Source organism: Enterobacter ludwigii (assembly GCF_001750725.1).
GTDB classification, from domain to species: domain Bacteria; phylum Pseudomonadota; class Gammaproteobacteria; order Enterobacterales; family Enterobacteriaceae; genus Enterobacter; species Enterobacter ludwigii.
Genome location: NZ_CP017279.1, coordinates 3,208,090 through 3,224,985 on the forward strand (window position 1 = coordinate 3,208,090; position 16,896 = coordinate 3,224,985).

Genomic DNA, 16,896 nt, shown 5'->3' on the forward strand with positions numbered 1-16,896 from the left:
ATTTAATAAAAATTGTGGAATTCGTGCTGTTCTGACCATGTTAAATAACAGCACTAATTCTCTGGTTTTACCGAAGAGAGTTTAACCTCTGTGTTACTAAGGTTTTTCTAACGGTTAACGTAACAGCCATTGTTCAGCATGAAGATAGTCAACATCGAAAATATCAGCCTGCTAAAAGTGGAATACGGCAACCAGAATCGAATGTTAAATATTTATTAAGAATGTCAATAAAAGGTTTTTATTGTATACCGGGCTGTTTTGAAAATAGTTACGATAATTTGTCTTTAATTTCATAAAGATGAAATAAACCGATTTGCGTCTTTGATAAATACACCCTTATCGCAAATGTGTATTTTGTGATCTCGTGCACGCTTTGTAGCCAACGTTTTCGCGCTGTTTGCAGTTTTGGTCGAAGGTCGTGGCTTTCAGGAAAAGTTAAAAAATAGCGGCGGGGAAAAATATTTAAACATTTATTCACCTTTTCGCTACTTAATGTTTGAAATCACGGGTGCGCACCGTATAATTTGACCGCTTTTTGATGCTTGACTCTGAGCCTTAAAGGACGTTTTATACGACACGCGGCATACCTCGAAGGGAGCAGGAGTAAAAACGTGATGTCTGTGTCGCTCTTGAGTAGAAACGTTGCTCGTAAGCTTCTGTTCATTCAGTTTCTGGCTGTGATAGCAAGTGGACTGCTGTTTAGCCTCAAAGACCCCTTCTGGGGCATCTCCGCCGTGTGCGGGGGTTTGGCGGTTGTTCTGCCAAACGTATTGTTTATGATTTTTGCCTGGCGTCATCAGGCGCATACACCCGCCAAAGGCCGTGTGGCCTGGTCCTTCGCTCTCGGTGAAGTGTGTAAGGTGTTGCTGACCTTTGCTCTACTGGTGATGGCGCTGGCGGTTTTGAAAGTGGTATTCATGCCGCTGATAGCAACGTGGGTTTTGGTGCTGGTGGTACAAGTTCTGGCTCCAGCTGTAATCAACAACAAAGGGTAAAAGGCATCATGGCTTCAGAAAATATGACGCCGCAGGATTACATAGGTCACCATCTGAATAACCTTCAGCTGGACCTGCGTACATTCTCGCTGGTGGATCCGCATAACCCCCGGCCACCTTCTGGACGATCAACATCGACTCCATGTTCTTCTCGGTCGTTTTGGGTCTTCTGTTCCTGGCCATGTTCCGCGGTGTTGCGAAAAGAGCGACCAGCGGTGTTCCAGGGAAATTCCAGACGTTCATCGAAATGATCATCGGCTTCGTCCATGGCAGCGTCAAAGACATGTACCATGGTAAGAGCAAGCTGATTGCTCCGCTGGCCCTGACCGTGTTCGTTTGGGTGTTCCTGATGAACCTGATGGACCTGCTGCCAATCGATTTCCTGCCGTGGATTGGCGAACATGTCCTCGGTCTGCCAGCACTGCGCGTGGTGCCGTCCGCTGACGTGAACATCACCCTGTCGATGGCGCTGGGCGTGTTTATCCTGATTCTTTTCTACAGCATCAAAATGAAAGGCGTAAGCGGCTTCGTGAAAGAGCTTACCTTGCAGCCGTTCAACCACTGGGCGTTTATTCCGGTCAACCTGATCCTGGAAGGCGTTAGCCTGCTGTCCAAACCTGTTTCACTGGGTCTGCGACTGTTCGGCAACATGTATGCGGGTGAGCTGATTTTCATTCTGATCGCGGGTCTTCTGCCGTGGTGGTCACAGTGGATTCTGAATGTGCCTTGGGCCATTTTCCACATCCTGATCATTACGCTGCAAGCCTTTATCTTCATGGTTCTGACGATCGTCTATCTGTCGATGGCGTCTGAAGAGCACTGATTTTTTACCAACACTACTACGTTTTAATTGAAACAAACTGGAGACTGTCATGGAAAACCTGAATATGGATCTGCTGTACATGGCTGCCGCTGTGATGATGGGTCTGGCGGCTATCGGTGCTGCGATCGGTATCGGCATCCTCGGGGGCAAATTCCTGGAAGGCGCAGCGCGTCAACCTGATCTGATTCCTCTGCTGCGTACTCAGTTCTTTATCGTTATGGGTCTGGTGGATGCTATCCCAATGATCGCTGTAGGTCTGGGTCTGTACGTGATGTTTGCTGTCGCGTAGTAGTAGTTTTAAAACCCTAAGCCACAGATATTAAAGAGGTATTGTGCTGTGAACATGAACGCAACAATCCTCGGCCAGGCCATCGCGTTTATTCTCTTTGTCTGGTTCTGCATGAAGTATGTATGGCCGCCTTTAATGGCTGCCATCGAAAAACGTCAGAAAGAAATTGCTGACGGTCTGGCTTCTGCAGAACGCGCTAAGAAAGATTTGGACCTTGCACAGGCCAACGCGACAGACCAGCTGAAAAAAGCGAAAGCGGAAGCTCAGGTTATCATCGAACAGGCTAACAAACGCCGTTCGCAGATCCTGGACGAAGCCAAAGCTGAAGCAGAACAGGAACGTACTAAGATCGTGACACAAGCTCAGGCTGAAATTGAAGCTGAGCGTAAACGTGCTCGCGAAGAACTGCGTAAGCAGGTTGCGATTCTGGCTGTTGCTGGCGCCGAGAAGATCATCGAACGTTCCGTGGATGAAGCTGCTAACAGCGACATCGTGGACAAACTTGTCGCTGAACTGTAAGGAGGGAGGGGCTGATGTCTGAATTTGTTACGGTAGCTCGCCCCTACGCCAAAGCAGCTTTTGACTTTGCTGTCGAACACCAAAATGTCGATCGCTGGCAGGATATGCTGGCGTTTGCCGCTGAGGTGACGAAAAACGAACAAATGGCCGAGTTGCTTTCTGGTGCGTTAGCGCCTGAAACTCTCGCCGCGTCGTTTATCGCCGTGTGCGGAGAGCAACTGGATGCCAATGGTCAGAACCTGATTAAGGTAATGGCAGAAAATGGTCGTCTCCGTGTGCTCCCGGATGTTCTCGAGCAGTTTGAGCACTTACGTGCCCTTAGTGAAGCTACCGCTGAAGTCGAAGTGACTTCTGCGACTGAACTGAGTGATGAACAGCTTGCGAAAATTACCGCCGCGATGGAAAAACGTCTGTCACGCAAAGTTAAGCTGAATTGCAAAATCGATAAGTCTGTAATGGCAGGCGTAATCATCCGTTCGGGTGATATGGTCATTGATGGCAGCGTACGCGGCCGTCTTGAACGCCTTGCAGACGTCTTGCAGTCTTAAGGGGACTGGAGCATGCAACTGAATTCCACCGAAATCAGCGAACTGATCAAGCAGCGCATTGCTCAGTTCAGTGTTGTGAGCGAAGCTCACAACGAAGGTACTATTGTTTCTGTAAGTGACGGTGTTATCCGCATCCACGGCCTGGCCGATTGTATGCAGGGTGAGATGATTTCCCTGCCGGGTAACCGTTACGCTATCGCACTGAACCTGGAGCGCGACTCCGTAGGTGCAGTTGTGATGGGTCCATACGCTGACCTCGCCGAAGGCATGAAGGTTAAGTGTACTGGCCGTATTCTGGAAGTGCCGGTTGGCCGTGGCCTGCTGGGTCGCGTTGTTAACACCCTGGGTGCGCCAATCGACGGTAAAGGTCCGGTTGAGCACGATGGCTTCTCCCCAATCGAAGTTATCGCACCAGGCGTTATCGACCGTCAGTCCGTTGATCAGCCAGTGCAGACTGGTTATAAGTCCGTTGATGCCATGATTCCAATCGGTCGTGGCCAGCGTGAACTGATCATCGGTGACCGTCAGACCGGTAAAACCGCGATGGCTATCGACGCCATCATCAACCAGCGTGACTCCGGCATCAAATGTGTGTACGTGGCTATCGGCCAGAAAGCGTCCACCATTTCTAACGTGGTTCGTAAACTGGAAGAGCACGGCGCGCTGTCTAACACCATCGTTGTTGTGGCGACCGCTTCTGAATCTGCTGCACTGCAATACCTGGCACCATACGCCGGTTGCGCAATGGGCGAATACTTCCGTGACCGCGGTGAAGATGCGCTGATCGTATACGATGACCTGTCTAAACAGGCCGTTGCATATCGTCAGGTTTCCCTGCTGCTCCGTCGTCCACCTGGACGTGAAGCGTTCCCTGGCGACGTATTCTACCTCCACTCTCGTCTGCTGGAGCGTGCTTCCCGCGTTAACGCGGAATACGTCGAGAACTTCACCAAAGGTGAAGTGAAGGGTAAAACCGGCTCTCTGACCGCGCTGCCAATCATTGAAACCCAGGCGGGTGACGTTTCTGCGTTCGTTCCGACCAACGTAATCTCCATTACCGATGGTCAGATCTTCCTGGAAACCAACCTGTTTAACTCCGGTATTCGTCCGGCAGTTAACCCGGGTATCTCCGTATCCCGTGTGGGTGGTGCTGCTCAGACCAAGATCATCAAGAAACTGTCCGGTGGTATTCGTACCGCGCTGGCACAGTATCGTGAACTGGCTGCGTTCTCTCAGTTCGCATCCGATCTGGACGAAGCAACCCGTAAACAGCTGAGCCACGGTCAGAAAGTGACCGAGCTGCTGAAGCAGAAACAGTACGCACCAATGTCTGTTGCTCAGCAGGGCCTGGTTCTGTTCGCGGCTGAACGCGGTTACCTCGAAGATGTGGAACTGGCGAAAATCGGTAGCTTCGAAGCCGCTCTGCTGGCTTACGTCGACCGTGATCACGCTCCGCTGATGCAAGAGATCAACCAGACCGGTGGCTATAACGACGAAATCGAAGGCAAGCTGAAAGCTATCCTCGATTCCTTCAAAGCAACCCAATCCTGGTAATCGTCCGGCGGCTTGTCTCAGGACAAGCCGCCTGGCATTGAGGAGAAGCTCATGGCCGGCGCAAAAGAGATACGTAGTAAGATCGCAAGCGTCCAGAACACGCAAAAGATCACTAAAGCGATGGAGATGGTCGCCGCTTCCAAAATGCGTAAATCGCAGGATCGCATGGCGGCCAGCCGTCCTTATGCAGAAACCATGCGCAAAGTGATTGGTCACCTTGCAAACGGTAATCTGGAATATAAGCACCCTTACCTGGAAGAACGCGACGTTAAGCGCGTGGGCTACCTGGTGGTGTCGACCGACCGTGGTCTGTGTGGCGGCTTGAACATTAACCTGTTCAAAAAACTGCTGGCGGATATGAAAGCATGGTCTGAAAAAGGCGTTCAGGGCGATATCGCAATGATCGGCTCTAAAGGCGTCTCTTTCTTTAACTCCGTTGGTGGCAACATTGTCGCTCAGGTGACGGGTATGGGTGATAACCCTTCCCTGTCCGAGTTGATCGGCCCGGTTAAAGTGATGTTGCAGGCTTATGATGAAGGCCGTCTGGACAGACTGTACGTTGTCAGCAACAAATTTATTAACACCATGTCTCAGGTTCCAACGCTCACTCAGATGCTGCCTTTACCGGCATCAGAAGATGACGAGCTGAAGCAAAAATCCTGGGATTACCTGTATGAACCCGATCCGAAACCGCTGTTGGATACCCTGCTGCGTCGTTACGTTGAATCTCAGGTTTATCAGGGCGTTGTAGAAAACCTGGCCAGCGAGCAGGCCGCACGAATGGTGGCGATGAAAGCCGCGACCGATAATGGCGGCAGCCTGATTAAAGAGCTGCAGTTGGTTTACAACAAAGCTCGTCAGGCCAGCATTACTCAGGAACTCACCGAGATCGTCTCGGGGGCCGCCGCGGTTTAACCAGGTTTACGAATTACGTAGAGGATTCAAGATGGCTACTGGAAAGATTGTCCAGGTAATCGGCGCCGTGGTGGACGTCGAGTTCCCTCAGGACGCCGTACCACGCGTGTACGACGCGCTTGAGGTACAGAATGGTAACGAGAGCCTGGTGCTGGAAGTTCAGCAGCAGCTCGGCGGCGGTATCGTGCGTACCATCGCGATGGGTTCTTCCGACGGTCTGCGTCGTGGTCTGGAAGTTAAAGACCTTGAGCACCCGATCGAAGTCCCGGTAGGTAAAGCAACACTGGGTCGTATCATGAACGTATTGGGTCAACCAATCGACATGAAAGGCGACATCGGTGAAGAAGAGCGTTGGGCTATCCACCGCGCAGCACCTTCCTACGAAGAGCTGTCCAGCTCTCAGGAACTGCTGGAAACCGGCATCAAAGTTATCGACCTGATGTGTCCGTTTGCGAAGGGCGGTAAAGTTGGTCTGTTCGGTGGTGCGGGTGTAGGTAAAACCGTAAACATGATGGAGCTGATCCGTAACATCGCGATCGAGCACTCCGGTTACTCCGTATTTGCGGGCGTAGGTGAACGTACTCGTGAGGGTAACGACTTCTACCACGAAATGACCGACTCCAACGTTCTGGACAAAGTATCCCTGGTTTACGGTCAGATGAACGAGCCACCAGGAAACCGTCTGCGCGTTGCGCTGACTGGCCTGACTATGGCTGAGAAGTTCCGTGACGAAGGCCGTGACGTTCTGCTGTTCGTTGATAACATCTATCGTTACACCCTGGCCGGTACTGAAGTATCTGCACTGCTGGGTCGTATGCCTTCAGCGGTAGGTTATCAGCCGACGCTGGCGGAAGAGATGGGTGTTCTTCAGGAACGTATCACCTCTACCAAAACCGGTTCTATCACCTCCGTTCAGGCGGTATACGTACCTGCGGATGACTTGACTGACCCATCCCCAGCCACCACCTTTGCGCACCTTGACGCAACCGTGGTACTGAGCCGTCAGATCGCGTCTCTGGGTATTTACCCGGCCGTTGACCCGCTGGACTCCACCAGCCGTCAGCTGGATCCACTGGTTGTGGGTCAGGAACACTACGACACCGCGCGTGGCGTACAGTCCCTGCTGCAGCGTTACCAGGAACTGAAAGACATCATCGCCATCCTGGGTATGGATGAGCTGTCTGAAGAAGACAAACTGGTGGTAGCACGTGCGCGTAAGATCCAGCGCTTCCTGTCCCAGCCGTTCTTCGTTGCGGAAGTATTCACCGGTTCTCCGGGTAAATACGTTTCCCTGAAAGACACCATCCGTGGCTTTAAAGGCATCATGGAAGGCGAATACGATCACCTGCCGGAGCAGGCGTTCTACATGGTTGGTTCCATCGACGAAGCCGTGGAAAAAGCCAAAAAACTTTAACGCCTTAATCGGAGGGTGATATGGCAATGACTTACCACCTGGACGTCGTCAGCGCAGAGCAACAAATGTTCTCTGGTCTGGTCGAGAAAATCCAGGTAACGGGTAGTGAAGGTGAACTGGGTATTTTCCCGGGTCACGCACCGCTGCTCACCGCCATTAAGCCTGGTATGATCCGCATCGTTAAACAGTTCGGTCATGAAGAGTTTATCTATCTGTCCGGCGGCATTCTTGAAGTGCAGCCTGGCAGCGTGACCGTTCTGGCCGATACCGCTATTCGTGGCCAGGATCTCGACGAAGCACGAGCCCTGGAATCGAAGCGTAAGGCTGAAGAGCACATTAGCAGCTCTCATGGTGACGTGGATTACGCTCAGGCGTCTGCGGAGCTGGCCAAAGCGATCGCGAAACTGCGCGTTATCGAGTTGACCAAAAAAGCGATGTAACACCGGCTTGAAAAGCACAAAGCCAGTCTGGTTTCCAGGCTGGCTTTTTTTATGGTTTCGTATCACACCGATCTTTATTCATGATCCAAAAGAATAGCTAAGCTATTGTGTGTGCTAGCGACTTATCGCGAGAAGGCTATTTTCCAGAGAAAAAGGGGTTTACTCTGCCCCTAAAAATGGCCTCAAATAGCCATTATTGGCTGATGTTGAACGTTTTAACGCCATTCCATTTTATGACGCAAAATATGTAGAATTTTCAACGTCAACGGGTTTAACTTCTTACTCAAATTACAGTCAGGACGCGTATGTTGAACAATACAATGAGCGTGGTCATCCTTGCCGCCGGTAAAGGTACCCGCATGTATTCCGATCTTCCAAAGGTACTGCACACGCTGGCAGGAAAGCCGATGGTGCAGCATGTCATTGATGCCGCTAATGAACTGGGTGCCCGTCAGGTCCATCTGGTCTATGGTCACGGCGGCGATCTGCTTAAAAAGACGCTGAACGATGACAAACTCAACTGGGTGCTTCAGGCAGAACAGTTGGGGACCGGACACGCCATGCAGCAGGCCGCCCCGTTCTTTGCAGATGACGAAGATATTCTGATGCTTTATGGCGACGTCCCGCTGATCTCTGTCGACACCCTTGCCCGCCTGCGTGAAGCTAAACCGCAGGGTGGTATCGGGTTGTTAACTGTCGTACTTGACGATCCAACCGGCTATGGCCGCATTACCCGCGAAAACGGTAACGTAACGGGTATCGTTGAGCATAAAGATGCCAGCGACGCACAGCGTCAGATTCAGGAGATCAACACCGGTATCCTGATTGCCAATGGTGCGGACCTGAAGCGCTGGCTGTCGAAGCTCAACAACAATAATGCGCAGGGTGAGTACTACATCACCGACATCATCGCGATGGCCTATCAGGAAGGGCGTGAGATTGCGGCGGTTCATCCGGCACGCATTAGCGAAACCGAAGGGGTGAATAACCGCCTTCAGCTTTCCCGCCTGGAACGCGTTTATCAGTCCGAACAGGCTGAAAAACTGCTCCTGGCAGGCGTTATGCTGCGTGACCCGGCGCGTTTCGATCTGCGCGGGACCTTATCTCACGGGCGCGACGTTGAAATCGATACTAACGTTATCCTTGAAGGCAACGTCACGCTTGGCCACCGCGTCAAAATTGGTGCCGGTTGTGTTATCAAAAACAGCGTCATCGGTGACGACTGCGACATTAGCCCGTACAGCGTGGTTGAAGATGCACATCTGGACGCGGCATGCACCATTGGGCCGTTCGCACGCCTGCGCCCTGGCGCTGAATTGCTCGAAGGCGCCCATGTTGGCAACTTCGTTGAAATGAAAAAAGCGCGTCTGGGCAAAGGTTCCAAAGCCGGCCATTTAACCTACCTGGGCGATGCAGAAATTGGCGATAACGTGAACATTGGTGCAGGAACAATCACCTGCAACTATGACGGTGCCAACAAGTTTAAAACCATCATTGGTGATGATGTGTTTGTCGGTTCTGATACCCAGCTGGTGGCACCGGTGACGGTCGGGAACGGGGTAACCATTGCCGCCGGGACGACCGTGACGCGCGATGTTGCCGACAATGAGCTGGTGCTGAGCCGCGTGCCGCAGGTTCACAAGCAGGGCTGGAAACGCCCAGTGAAGAAAAAGTAACGACCTGCACCCTGCTCTCTCCCGTGAGGAGAGCGCTCGTTCGGTGCGGTGTTTTTTGCCCTCACCCCTCTGGGGAGAGGGATGGGGTGAGGGGATAACATAATCCTCCCCCCAAAGGCAGTACTTATAACAATAACCCCACTCTCTACAAGGCTCGGGGTGCCCGGAAAGGGCAAATACAGGTCAGCGACAACGCATGGCATAACGCCATAATCAGGAAATTAAACTATGTGTGGAATTGTTGGCGCAGTTGCGCAGCGTGATATTGCTGAAATCCTTCTCGAAGGTTTACGTCGTCTGGAATACCGTGGTTACGACTCTGCCGGTCTGGCAGTTGTGGATGCAGAAGGGCATATGACCCGTCTGCGTCGTCTCGGTAAAGTGCAGATGCTGGCCCAGGCTGCGGAAGATCATCCGCTGCACGGTGGCACGGGTATTGCGCACACCCGCTGGGCGACCCACGGCGAACCGTCTGAAGGCAATGCGCACCCGCATGTGTCCGAACACATCGTGGTCGTGCATAACGGCATTATCGAAAACCACGAACCGCTGCGCGAAGAACTTAAAGCGCTCGGCTATACCTTCGTCTCTGAAACCGACACCGAAGTTATTGCTCACCTGGTTCACTGGGAGCTGGAGCAGGGCGGTACACTGCGTGAAGCGGTGCTGCGCGCGATCCCTCAGCTGCGCGGTGCGTACGGTACGGTAATCATGGATTCACGCGATCCGTCCACGCTGCTGGCCGCACGTTCCGGTAGCCCAATGGTTATCGGTCTGGGCATGGGCGAGAACTTTATCGCCTCTGACCAACTGGCACTTCTGCCGGTTACCCGTCGCTTTATCTTCCTGGAAGAGGGTGATATCGCGGAAGTGACGCGTCGCAGCGTGACGGTATTCGATACCAAAGGCGAGCCGGTGAAACGCCCGGAGATCGAATCCAATCTGCAGTACGACGCAGGCGACAAAGGCGCTTACCGTCACTACATGCAGAAAGAAATTTACGAGCAGCCGAACGCCATCAAAAACACCCTGACCGGGCGCATCAGCCACGGCGAAGTGGACCTGAGCGAACTGGGCGCCAACGCCAATGAGCTGCTCGGTAAGGTTGAGCATATTCAGATCGTGGCCTGCGGTACCTCCTACAACTCCGGTATGGTCTCCCGCTACTGGTTCGAATCCCTGGCCGGTGTTCCGTGTGACGTGGAAATCGCTTCAGAATTCCGCTACCGCAAATCCGCGGTGCGTCGTAATAGCCTGATGATCACCCTTTCCCAGTCTGGCGAAACGGCGGACACCCTGGCGGCGCTGCGTCTCTCTAAAGAGCTGGGTTATCTGGGCTCTCTGGCCATCTGTAACGTGCCGGGTTCTTCGCTGGTTCGTGAATCCGATCTGGCGCTGATGACCAACGCAGGTACGGAAATCGGCGTGGCCTCCACCAAAGCGTTTACCACTCAGCTGACCGTTCTGCTGATGCTGGTGGCGAAACTGGCGCGTCTGAAAGGGCAGGATGCGGCTGTTGAGCATGACATCGTTCATGGCCTGCAGGCGCTGCCAAGCCGTATTGAGCAGATGCTGTCTCAGGACAAACGCATTGAAGCGCTGGCGGAAGATTTCTCTGACAAACATCACGCCCTGTTCCTCGGCCGTGGCGATCAGTATCCAATTGCGCTGGAAGGCGCGTTGAAGCTGAAAGAGATCTCCTACATCCACGCGGAAGCTTACGCAGCAGGCGAGCTGAAACACGGCCCGCTGGCGCTGATTGACGCAGACATGCCGGTCATCGTTGTGGCACCTAACAACGAACTGCTGGAAAAACTGAAGTCCAATATCGAAGAAGTCCGCGCCCGCGGTGGTGTACTGTACGTCTTCGCCGATAAAGACGCCGGCTTTGCGAGCAGCGACAATATGCACATCATCGAGATGCCGCATGTGGAAGAGGTGATTGCCCCTATCTTCTACACCGTTCCGCTGCAGTTGCTGGCCTACCACGTCGCGCTGATCAAAGGCACTGACGTTGACCAGCCACGTAACCTGGCGAAATCGGTCACCGTAGAATAATCCCCTCAGGCTCCACCTTCGGGTGGAGCTTTTTTACCCTTCCTGGTTTGTTTTTAATCAACCCATCCGCATTTTTATTTATGACAATCTGTCATCTTCAGCTACTTTTTTCAGTGTCACATAAAGAAAATATTTCTGAAAACTTGCTGTCATGTAAGTGGTTAACTAGATGATAATTAAATGAATTTTTACTGATATTTAAGCTAAATTTTCATTGTCATAAAACTGTCATAATTCGTACATTTATCTGTCACCTGTTTGTCCTATTTTGCTCATCGTAGCCACTAAACAACGATTTACGAAAATCTTGCAGGAGACATTATGAAAGTTATGCGTACCACTGTCGCAACTGTTGTCGCCGCGACCTTATCTCTGAGCGCGTTCTCTGTATTTGCAGAAGCAAGCCTGACTGGCGCTGGTGCAACCTTCCCTGCGCCGGTGTATGCCAAATGGGCGGATACCTACCAGAAAGAAACCGGTAACAAGGTTAACTATCAGGGTATCGGCTCCTCCGGTGGCGTAAAACAAATTACCGCGAATACCGTTGATTTCGGCGCATCAGACGCTCCACTGTCTGATGACAAACTGGCGCAGGAAGGCCTGTTCCAGTTCCCGACCGTTATCGGTGGTGTTGTGCTGGCCGTTAACATTCCAGGCCTGAAATCAGGCGAGCTGGTCCTGGACGGCAAAACCCTGGGTGACATCTACCTCGGTAAAATCAAAAAATGGGATGACGAAGCCATCACCAAACTGAACCCGGGTGTCAAACTGCCTTCGCAGAACATCGCAGTGGTTCGTCGTGCAGATGGTTCCGGTACCTCTTTCGTTTTCACCAGCTACCTGGCGAAAGTGAACGAAGAGTGGAAATCTAAAGTCGGTTCCGGCTCTACCGTTAACTGGCCAACCGGTCTGGGTGGTAAAGGCAACGACGGTATCGCCGCGTTCGTACAGCGTCTGCCTGGTTCTATCGGCTATGTAGAGTATGCGTATGCTAAGCAGAACAACCTGTCCTACACCAAACTGGTTTCTGCCGATGGCAAGCCAGTCAGCCCGACTGAAGAGAACTTTGCTAACGCTGCAAAAGGCGCTGACTGGAGCAAATCCTTCGCTCAGGATCTGACTAACCAGAAAGGCGATGGTGCGTGGCCAATCACCTCTACCACCTTCATTCTGGTTCACAAAGAGCAGAAGAAACCTGAGCAGGGCGCTGAAGTGTTGAAGTTCTTCGACTGGGCGTACAAAAACGGCGGCAAACAGGCTAACGCGCTGGATTACGCCACCCTGCCGGACAACGTGGTTGAGCAGATTCGCGCTGCATGGAAAACCAACGTGAAAGACAGCAGCGGTAAAGCATTGTATTAATTTAGTATTCTGACGAAAATGGCGGGTGGCGCTCGCGCTACCCGCCGATTTCGTAAACGCGTTTAACAGAAGAGTGATTTATGGCTGCAACAAAGCCTGCATTTAACCCTCCGGGTAAAAAAGGTGACATGATTTTCAGCGCGCTGGTCAAACTGGCTGCGCTGATTGTGCTATTGCTGCTGGGCGGCATTATCGTGTCCCTGATTTTCTCCTCCTGGCCGAGCATCCAGAAATTCGGTTTCTCTTTCCTGTGGACCAAAGAGTGGGATGCGCCGAACGATATCTACGGTGCGCTGGTGCCGATTTACGGCACGCTGGTGACGTCGTTTATCGCCCTGCTGATTGCGGTGCCGGTGAGCTTTGGTATTGCCCTGTTCCTGACGGAACTGGCGCCGGGCTGGCTGCGACGTCCACTGGGTATCGCCATTGAACTGCTGGCCGCTATTCCAAGTATCGTGTACGGCATGTGGGGCCTGTTTATCTTTGCTCCCCTGTTCGCAACGTACTTCCAGGAACCGGTGGGTAATGTTCTCTCTGCCATTCCGTTTGTCGGCACCCTGTTCTCTGGCCCGGCTTTCGGTATCGGTATTCTGGCTGCGGGGGTGATCCTCGCCATTATGATTATTCCGTACATTGCGGCGGTAATGCGCGATGTCTTCGAACAAACCCCGGTGATGATGAAAGAGTCGGCCTACGGCATCGGCTGCACCACCTGGGAAGTTATCTGGCGCATCGTCCTTCCGTTCACCAAAAATGGGGTGATTGGCGGCGTCATGCTGGGGTTAGGCCGTGCTTTGGGTGAAACCATGGCGGTGACCTTTATTATCGGTAACACCTACCAGCTCGACAGCGCCTCCCTCTACATGCCGGGTAACAGTATTACTTCCGCACTGGCGAATGAATTTGCCGAAGCGGAATCCGGGCTGCACGTCGCGGCGCTGATGGAACTGGGCCTGATCCTGTTTGTGATTACCTTCATTGTGCTGGCGATTTCCAAGCTGATGATCCTGCGTCTCGCAAAAAATGAGGGGGCACGCTAATGGCAACTCTCGAAATGCAAAGCACCACTGCGCTGGCGGAATCCCGTCGCAAAATGCAGGCGAAGCGTCGTTTCAAAAACCGCGTTGCGTTGACGCTCTCAATGGCAACGATGGCGTTCGGTCTGTTCTGGCTGGTCTGGATCCTGTTCTCGACCGTTGTGCGCGGCATCGACGGGATGTCGCTGTCGCTGTTCACCGAGATGACGCCGCCGCCAAATACGGCGGGTGGCGGCCTGGCGAATGCCCTGGCGGGAAGCGGTTTGCTGATCCTCTGGGCGACGGTAGTTGGTACGCCGCTTGGCATTATGGCGGGGATTTATCTGGCGGAGTACGGGCGTAAATCCTGGCTGGCAGAGGTGATTCGTTTCATTAACGACATCCTGCTGTCTGCGCCGTCTATCGTGGTCGGTCTGTTTGTTTACACCATTGTGGTGGCGCAAATGGAACACTTCTCCGGCTGGGCCGGCGTGATTGCGCTGGCGCTGCTGCAGGTACCTATCGTCATTCGTACCACCGAGAACATGCTGAAACTGGTGCCGGATAGCCTGCGTGAAGCGGCTTACGCGCTGGGCACGCCGAAGTGGAAAATGATCTCCGCGATTACGCTGAAAGCCTCCGTATCGGGGATCATGACCGGTATCCTGCTGGCCATTGCCCGTATTGCAGGCGAAACGGCACCGCTGCTGTTTACTGCCCTCTCCAACCAGTTCTGGAGTACGGACATGATGCAGCCGATCGCCAACCTGCCGGTGACGATTTTTAAATTTGCGATGAGCCCATTCGCGGAATGGCAGCAGCTGGCCTGGGCCGGGGTGCTGATCATTACCCTTTGCGTACTGTTGCTGAACATTCTGGCGCGCGTCATTTTCGCGAAGCAGAAACACGGTTAAATTTTTACGGCGCGGCAGATCGCGGCGCCGAATGAGGAAATGAGTCAATGAGTATGGTTGATACTGCCCCGGGTAAGATTCAGGTTCGTGATTTGAACTTCTACTACGGCAAATTCCATGCCCTGAAGAACATCAACCTGGATATCGCCAGGAACCAGGTCACGGCATTTATCGGTCCGTCTGGCTGTGGTAAATCCACGCTGCTGCGTACCTTTAACAAAATGTATTCGCTCTATCCGGAGCAGCGTGCCGAAGGTGAAATCATCCTGGACGGCGATAACATTCTGACCAACAGCCAGGATATCGCCCTGCTGCGTGCGAAAGTCGGGATGGTGTTCCAGAAACCGACGCCGTTCCCGATGTCCATCTATGACAACATCGCCTTTGGCGTACGTCTGTTTGAAAAGCTCTCCCGTACGGATATGGATGAGCGCGTTCAGTGGGCTTTGACCAAGGCCGCATTATGGAACGAAACCAAAGATAAGTTGCACCAGAGCGGTTACTCTCTCTCCGGTGGTCAGCAGCAGCGTCTGTGCATTGCGCGTGGTATCGCCATTCGCCCGGAAGTGTTGTTGCTGGATGAGCCGTGTTCAGCTCTGGACCCGATCTCAACCGGCCGTATTGAAGAGTTGATCACCGAGCTGAAGCAGGATTACACCGTGGTTATCGTGACCCACAACATGCAGCAGGCTGCGCGTTGTTCCGATTACACGGCGTTTATGTACCTGGGCGAGTTGATTGAGTTCAGTAATACGGACGATCTGTTCACCAAGCCCGCTAAAAAGCAAACAGAAGACTATATCACCGGTCGTTACGGTTGATTCAGGAGCGCGCTATGGACAATCTCAATCTTAACAAACACATTTCAGGCCAGTTCAACGCAGAGCTGGAAAGTATTCGCACTCAGGTGATGACCATGGGTGGCATGGTTGAGCAGCAGCTTTCCGATGCCATTACCGCGATGCACAACCAGGACAGCGAGCTGGCGAAGCGCGTTATCGAAGGTGATAAAAACGTCAATATGATGGAAGTCGCCATTGATGAAGCCTGCGTGCGTATTATCGCCAAGCGTCAGCCAACGGCGAGCGACCTGCGTCTGGTTATGGCGATCATCAAAACCATCGCCGAGCTGGAGCGTATTGGTGACGTTGCGGATAAAATCTGCCGCACCGCGCTGGAGAAATTCTCTCAGCAGCACCAGCCACTGCTGGTGAGCCTCGAGTCGCTGGGTCGTCATACCGTGCAGATGCTGCATGACGTCCTGGATGCCTTTGCGCGTATGGATCTGGACGAAGCGGTACGTATCTACCGTGAAGACAAAAAGGTCGACCAGGAGTATGAAGGCATCGTGCGTCAGCTGATGACCTACATGATGGAAGACTCCCGTACGATCCCAAGCGTCCTGACCGCGCTGTTCTGCGCGCGCTCAATTGAGCGTATCGGTGACCGTTGCCAGAACATTTGCGAATACATCTTCTACTTCGTGAAAGGACAGGATTTCCGTCACGTTGGCGGCGATGAGCTGGACAAGCTGCTGGCGGGTAAAGATCCGAAAGAGTGATGCGCTAATATGCCCGGTGCTGCTGCGCTTACCGGGCCTGCGAGCGCTATAGGCCGGATAAGCGTCAGCGCTATCCGGCTTTTTTTAGCGAGTAATATTCCACCCGCGAGCCTTCCACAATTCTGGCAGCTGCGCCAGATCGGTGAAGGTCGTCACTTTTGGATGATCTATCGGTTTGTTGTGCGGATCGGCGCAGAAGTAAAACACCTCCATACCCGCATCAATCCCCGACTGCGCTCCCGCAGAAGAGTCATCCACCAGAATGCAGTTCGCCACGTTAACATTCATCGCTTTTGCTGCATGGAACATCAACGCCGGGTCTGGCTTCCAGCGCTGGATATCGTAGCCGCTGAACAGTTTTTCCGGGAAGTGGTGCAACATTTCAAGCTTACCCAGCGAGTGCTGCATTTTGCTGACCGGACCGTTCGAGACCACGCAGATGGGCACCGTCATCGCATCCAGAAGCGCATTCGCCCCGGCAATGACCTCCAGCTCGGAGTCGAAGAGGCGTGCGACCTCGGCGCGGTAGACCGGCTCCAGATCTGCTTTTGCCAGATCCACACCGTGCTCTTCGTTAATGATGTCGATGATCTCGTAGAGCTTCACGCCTTTAAAGCGTTTAAACACCTCTTCGAGATCCAGCGTAATGCCAAATTCCCTGAACATGGTCACATACGCGCGGGAACAAATGACCTCACTGTCGACCAGCGTACCGTCGCAGTCGAAAAATACCGCTTCAATTCCGGACATGCCTTTCCCTTTTTACAAGTTTAACGTTTACGTACGGCAGTTTAATGAGACGCAATCGTTGC

The 16,896-nt window shown here is 52.9% G+C and carries 16 protein-coding genes and 1 pseudogene; 16 read left to right on the top strand and 1 reads right to left on the bottom strand.

From position 1 onward, the window contains the following. Nucleotides 1–614 precede the first annotated feature (614 nt). The 16 genes and pseudogenes from atpI to phoU all read left to right on the top strand — a co-directional run bounded on the left by atpI (nt 615) and on the right by phoU (nt 16,084). On the top strand, nt 615–995 hold the full coding sequence (atpI, locus tag BH714_RS15075; protein ID WP_008500194.1) for a F0F1 ATP synthase subunit I: 381 nt from the start codon (nt 615–617) through the stop codon (nt 993–995). A gap of 8 nt (nt 996–1,003) precedes the next feature. Further along, nucleotides 1,004–1,818 (top strand): annotated as a pseudogene (gene atpB / locus BH714_RS15080) (F0F1 ATP synthase subunit A). Nucleotides 1,819–1,867: 49 nt separating this feature from the next. Further along, nucleotides 1,868–2,107 (top strand): F0F1 ATP synthase subunit C, encoded by a 240-nt coding sequence (atpE, locus tag BH714_RS15085; RefSeq protein ID WP_000429386.1) that lies wholly within the window; start codon nt 1,868–1,870, stop codon nt 2,105–2,107. Between the two features lie 48 nt (nt 2,108–2,155). Further along, a complete protein-coding gene (gene atpF, locus BH714_RS15090; protein WP_003862370.1) occupies nt 2,156–2,626 on the top strand; it encodes a F0F1 ATP synthase subunit B in 471 nt (156 codons plus the stop codon). Between the two features lie 14 nt (nt 2,627–2,640). Then, nucleotides 2,641–3,174 (top strand): F0F1 ATP synthase subunit delta, encoded by a 534-nt coding sequence (gene atpH, locus BH714_RS15095; protein ID WP_014172281.1) that lies wholly within the window; start codon nt 2,641–2,643, stop codon nt 3,172–3,174. 12 nt (nt 3,175–3,186) lie between these two features. Next, nucleotides 3,187–4,728 carry a F0F1 ATP synthase subunit alpha gene (gene atpA / locus BH714_RS15100; RefSeq protein WP_006808751.1) on the top strand — a complete coding sequence of 514 codons (1,542 nt, stop codon included), beginning with the start codon at nt 3,187–3,189 and terminating at the stop codon, nt 4,726–4,728. 51 nt (nt 4,729–4,779) lie between these two features. After that, nucleotides 4,780–5,643 (top strand): F0F1 ATP synthase subunit gamma, encoded by an 864-nt coding sequence (atpG, locus tag BH714_RS15105; RefSeq protein WP_040018319.1) that lies wholly within the window; start codon nt 4,780–4,782, stop codon nt 5,641–5,643. 31 nt (nt 5,644–5,674) lie between these two features. Then, complete coding sequence (gene atpD, locus BH714_RS15110) at nt 5,675–7,057, top strand: F0F1 ATP synthase subunit beta (protein ID WP_006177559.1); 1,383 nt, start codon at nt 5,675–5,677, stop codon at nt 7,055–7,057. Nucleotides 7,058–7,077: 20 nt separating this feature from the next. Then, a complete protein-coding gene (locus BH714_RS15115; protein WP_006177560.1) occupies nt 7,078–7,497 on the top strand; it encodes a F0F1 ATP synthase subunit epsilon in 420 nt (139 codons plus the stop codon). A gap of 305 nt (nt 7,498–7,802) precedes the next feature. Then, nucleotides 7,803–9,173, top strand: coding sequence for a bifunctional UDP-N-acetylglucosamine diphosphorylase/glucosamine-1-phosphate N-acetyltransferase GlmU (glmU, locus tag BH714_RS15120; protein ID WP_032679280.1), 1,371 nt, complete (start codon nt 7,803–7,805; stop codon nt 9,171–9,173). A 228-nt stretch (nt 9,174–9,401) separates the two neighbouring features. Continuing rightward, nucleotides 9,402–11,231: a glutamine--fructose-6-phosphate transaminase (isomerizing) gene (gene glmS, locus BH714_RS15125; protein ID WP_040018320.1), complete on the top strand. Its 1,830-nt coding sequence runs from the start codon at nt 9,402–9,404 to the stop codon at nt 11,229–11,231. A gap of 321 nt (nt 11,232–11,552) precedes the next feature. Further along, on the top strand, nt 11,553–12,593 hold the full coding sequence (pstS, locus tag BH714_RS15130; RefSeq protein WP_014172287.1) for a phosphate ABC transporter substrate-binding protein PstS: 1,041 nt from the start codon (nt 11,553–11,555) through the stop codon (nt 12,591–12,593). Between the two features lie 80 nt (nt 12,594–12,673). Further along, a complete protein-coding gene (pstC, locus tag BH714_RS15135) occupies nt 12,674–13,633 on the top strand; it encodes a phosphate ABC transporter permease PstC (protein ID WP_014172288.1) in 960 nt (319 codons plus the stop codon). After that, nucleotides 13,633–14,523, top strand: coding sequence for a phosphate ABC transporter permease PstA (gene pstA / locus BH714_RS15140; protein ID WP_014172289.1), 891 nt, complete (start codon nt 13,633–13,635; stop codon nt 14,521–14,523). Before pstC ends, pstA begins: the two co-directional genes overlap by 1 nt. Nucleotides 14,524–14,570: 47 nt before the next feature. Continuing rightward, nucleotides 14,571–15,344 (top strand): phosphate ABC transporter ATP-binding protein PstB, encoded by a 774-nt coding sequence (gene pstB / locus BH714_RS15145; protein ID WP_014172291.1) that lies wholly within the window; start codon nt 14,571–14,573, stop codon nt 15,342–15,344. A 14-nt stretch (nt 15,345–15,358) separates the two neighbouring features. Next, nucleotides 15,359–16,084: a phosphate signaling complex protein PhoU gene (gene phoU, locus BH714_RS15150; RefSeq protein ID WP_008500182.1), complete on the top strand. Its 726-nt coding sequence runs from the start codon at nt 15,359–15,361 to the stop codon at nt 16,082–16,084. Nucleotides 16,085–16,168: 84 nt separating this feature from the next. On the opposite strand, the gene yieH is transcribed toward phoU, so the two are convergent. Beyond that, complete coding sequence (yieH, locus tag BH714_RS15155; protein WP_014172293.1) at nt 16,169–16,834, bottom strand: 6-phosphogluconate phosphatase; 666 nt, start codon at nt 16,832–16,834, stop codon at nt 16,169–16,171. Nucleotides 16,835–16,896 lie beyond the last annotated feature (62 nt).

Excerpts from the sequence above, each read along its gene's own strand:
- atpI (WP_008500194.1), top strand. The coding sequence starts at position 615 with ATGTCTGTGTCGCTCTTGAGTAGAAACGTTGCTCGTAAGCTTCTGTTC.
- atpE (WP_000429386.1), top strand. The coding sequence starts at position 1,868 with ATGGAAAACCTGAATATGGATCTGCTGTACATGGCTGCCGCTGTGATG.
- atpH (WP_014172281.1), top strand. The coding sequence starts at position 2,641 with ATGTCTGAATTTGTTACGGTAGCTCGCCCCTACGCCAAAGCAGCTTTT.
- atpA (WP_006808751.1), top strand. The coding sequence starts at position 3,187 with ATGCAACTGAATTCCACCGAAATCAGCGAACTGATCAAGCAGCGCATT.
- atpG (WP_040018319.1), top strand. The coding sequence starts at position 4,780 with ATGGCCGGCGCAAAAGAGATACGTAGTAAGATCGCAAGCGTCCAGAAC.
- atpD (WP_006177559.1), top strand. The coding sequence starts at position 5,675 with ATGGCTACTGGAAAGATTGTCCAGGTAATCGGCGCCGTGGTGGACGTC.
- BH714_RS15115 (WP_006177560.1), top strand. The coding sequence starts at position 7,078 with ATGGCAATGACTTACCACCTGGACGTCGTCAGCGCAGAGCAACAAATG.
- glmU (WP_032679280.1), top strand. The coding sequence starts at position 7,803 with ATGTTGAACAATACAATGAGCGTGGTCATCCTTGCCGCCGGTAAAGGT.
- glmS (WP_040018320.1), top strand. The coding sequence starts at position 9,402 with ATGTGTGGAATTGTTGGCGCAGTTGCGCAGCGTGATATTGCTGAAATC.
- pstS (WP_014172287.1), top strand. The coding sequence starts at position 11,553 with ATGAAAGTTATGCGTACCACTGTCGCAACTGTTGTCGCCGCGACCTTA.
- pstC (WP_014172288.1), top strand. The coding sequence starts at position 12,674 with ATGGCTGCAACAAAGCCTGCATTTAACCCTCCGGGTAAAAAAGGTGAC.
- pstA (WP_014172289.1), top strand. The coding sequence starts at position 13,633 with ATGGCAACTCTCGAAATGCAAAGCACCACTGCGCTGGCGGAATCCCGT.
- pstB (WP_014172291.1), top strand. The coding sequence starts at position 14,571 with ATGAGTATGGTTGATACTGCCCCGGGTAAGATTCAGGTTCGTGATTTG.
- phoU (WP_008500182.1), top strand. The coding sequence starts at position 15,359 with ATGGACAATCTCAATCTTAACAAACACATTTCAGGCCAGTTCAACGCA.
- yieH (WP_014172293.1), bottom strand. The coding sequence starts at position 16,834 with ATGTCCGGAATTGAAGCGGTATTTTTCGACTGCGACGGTACGCTGGTC.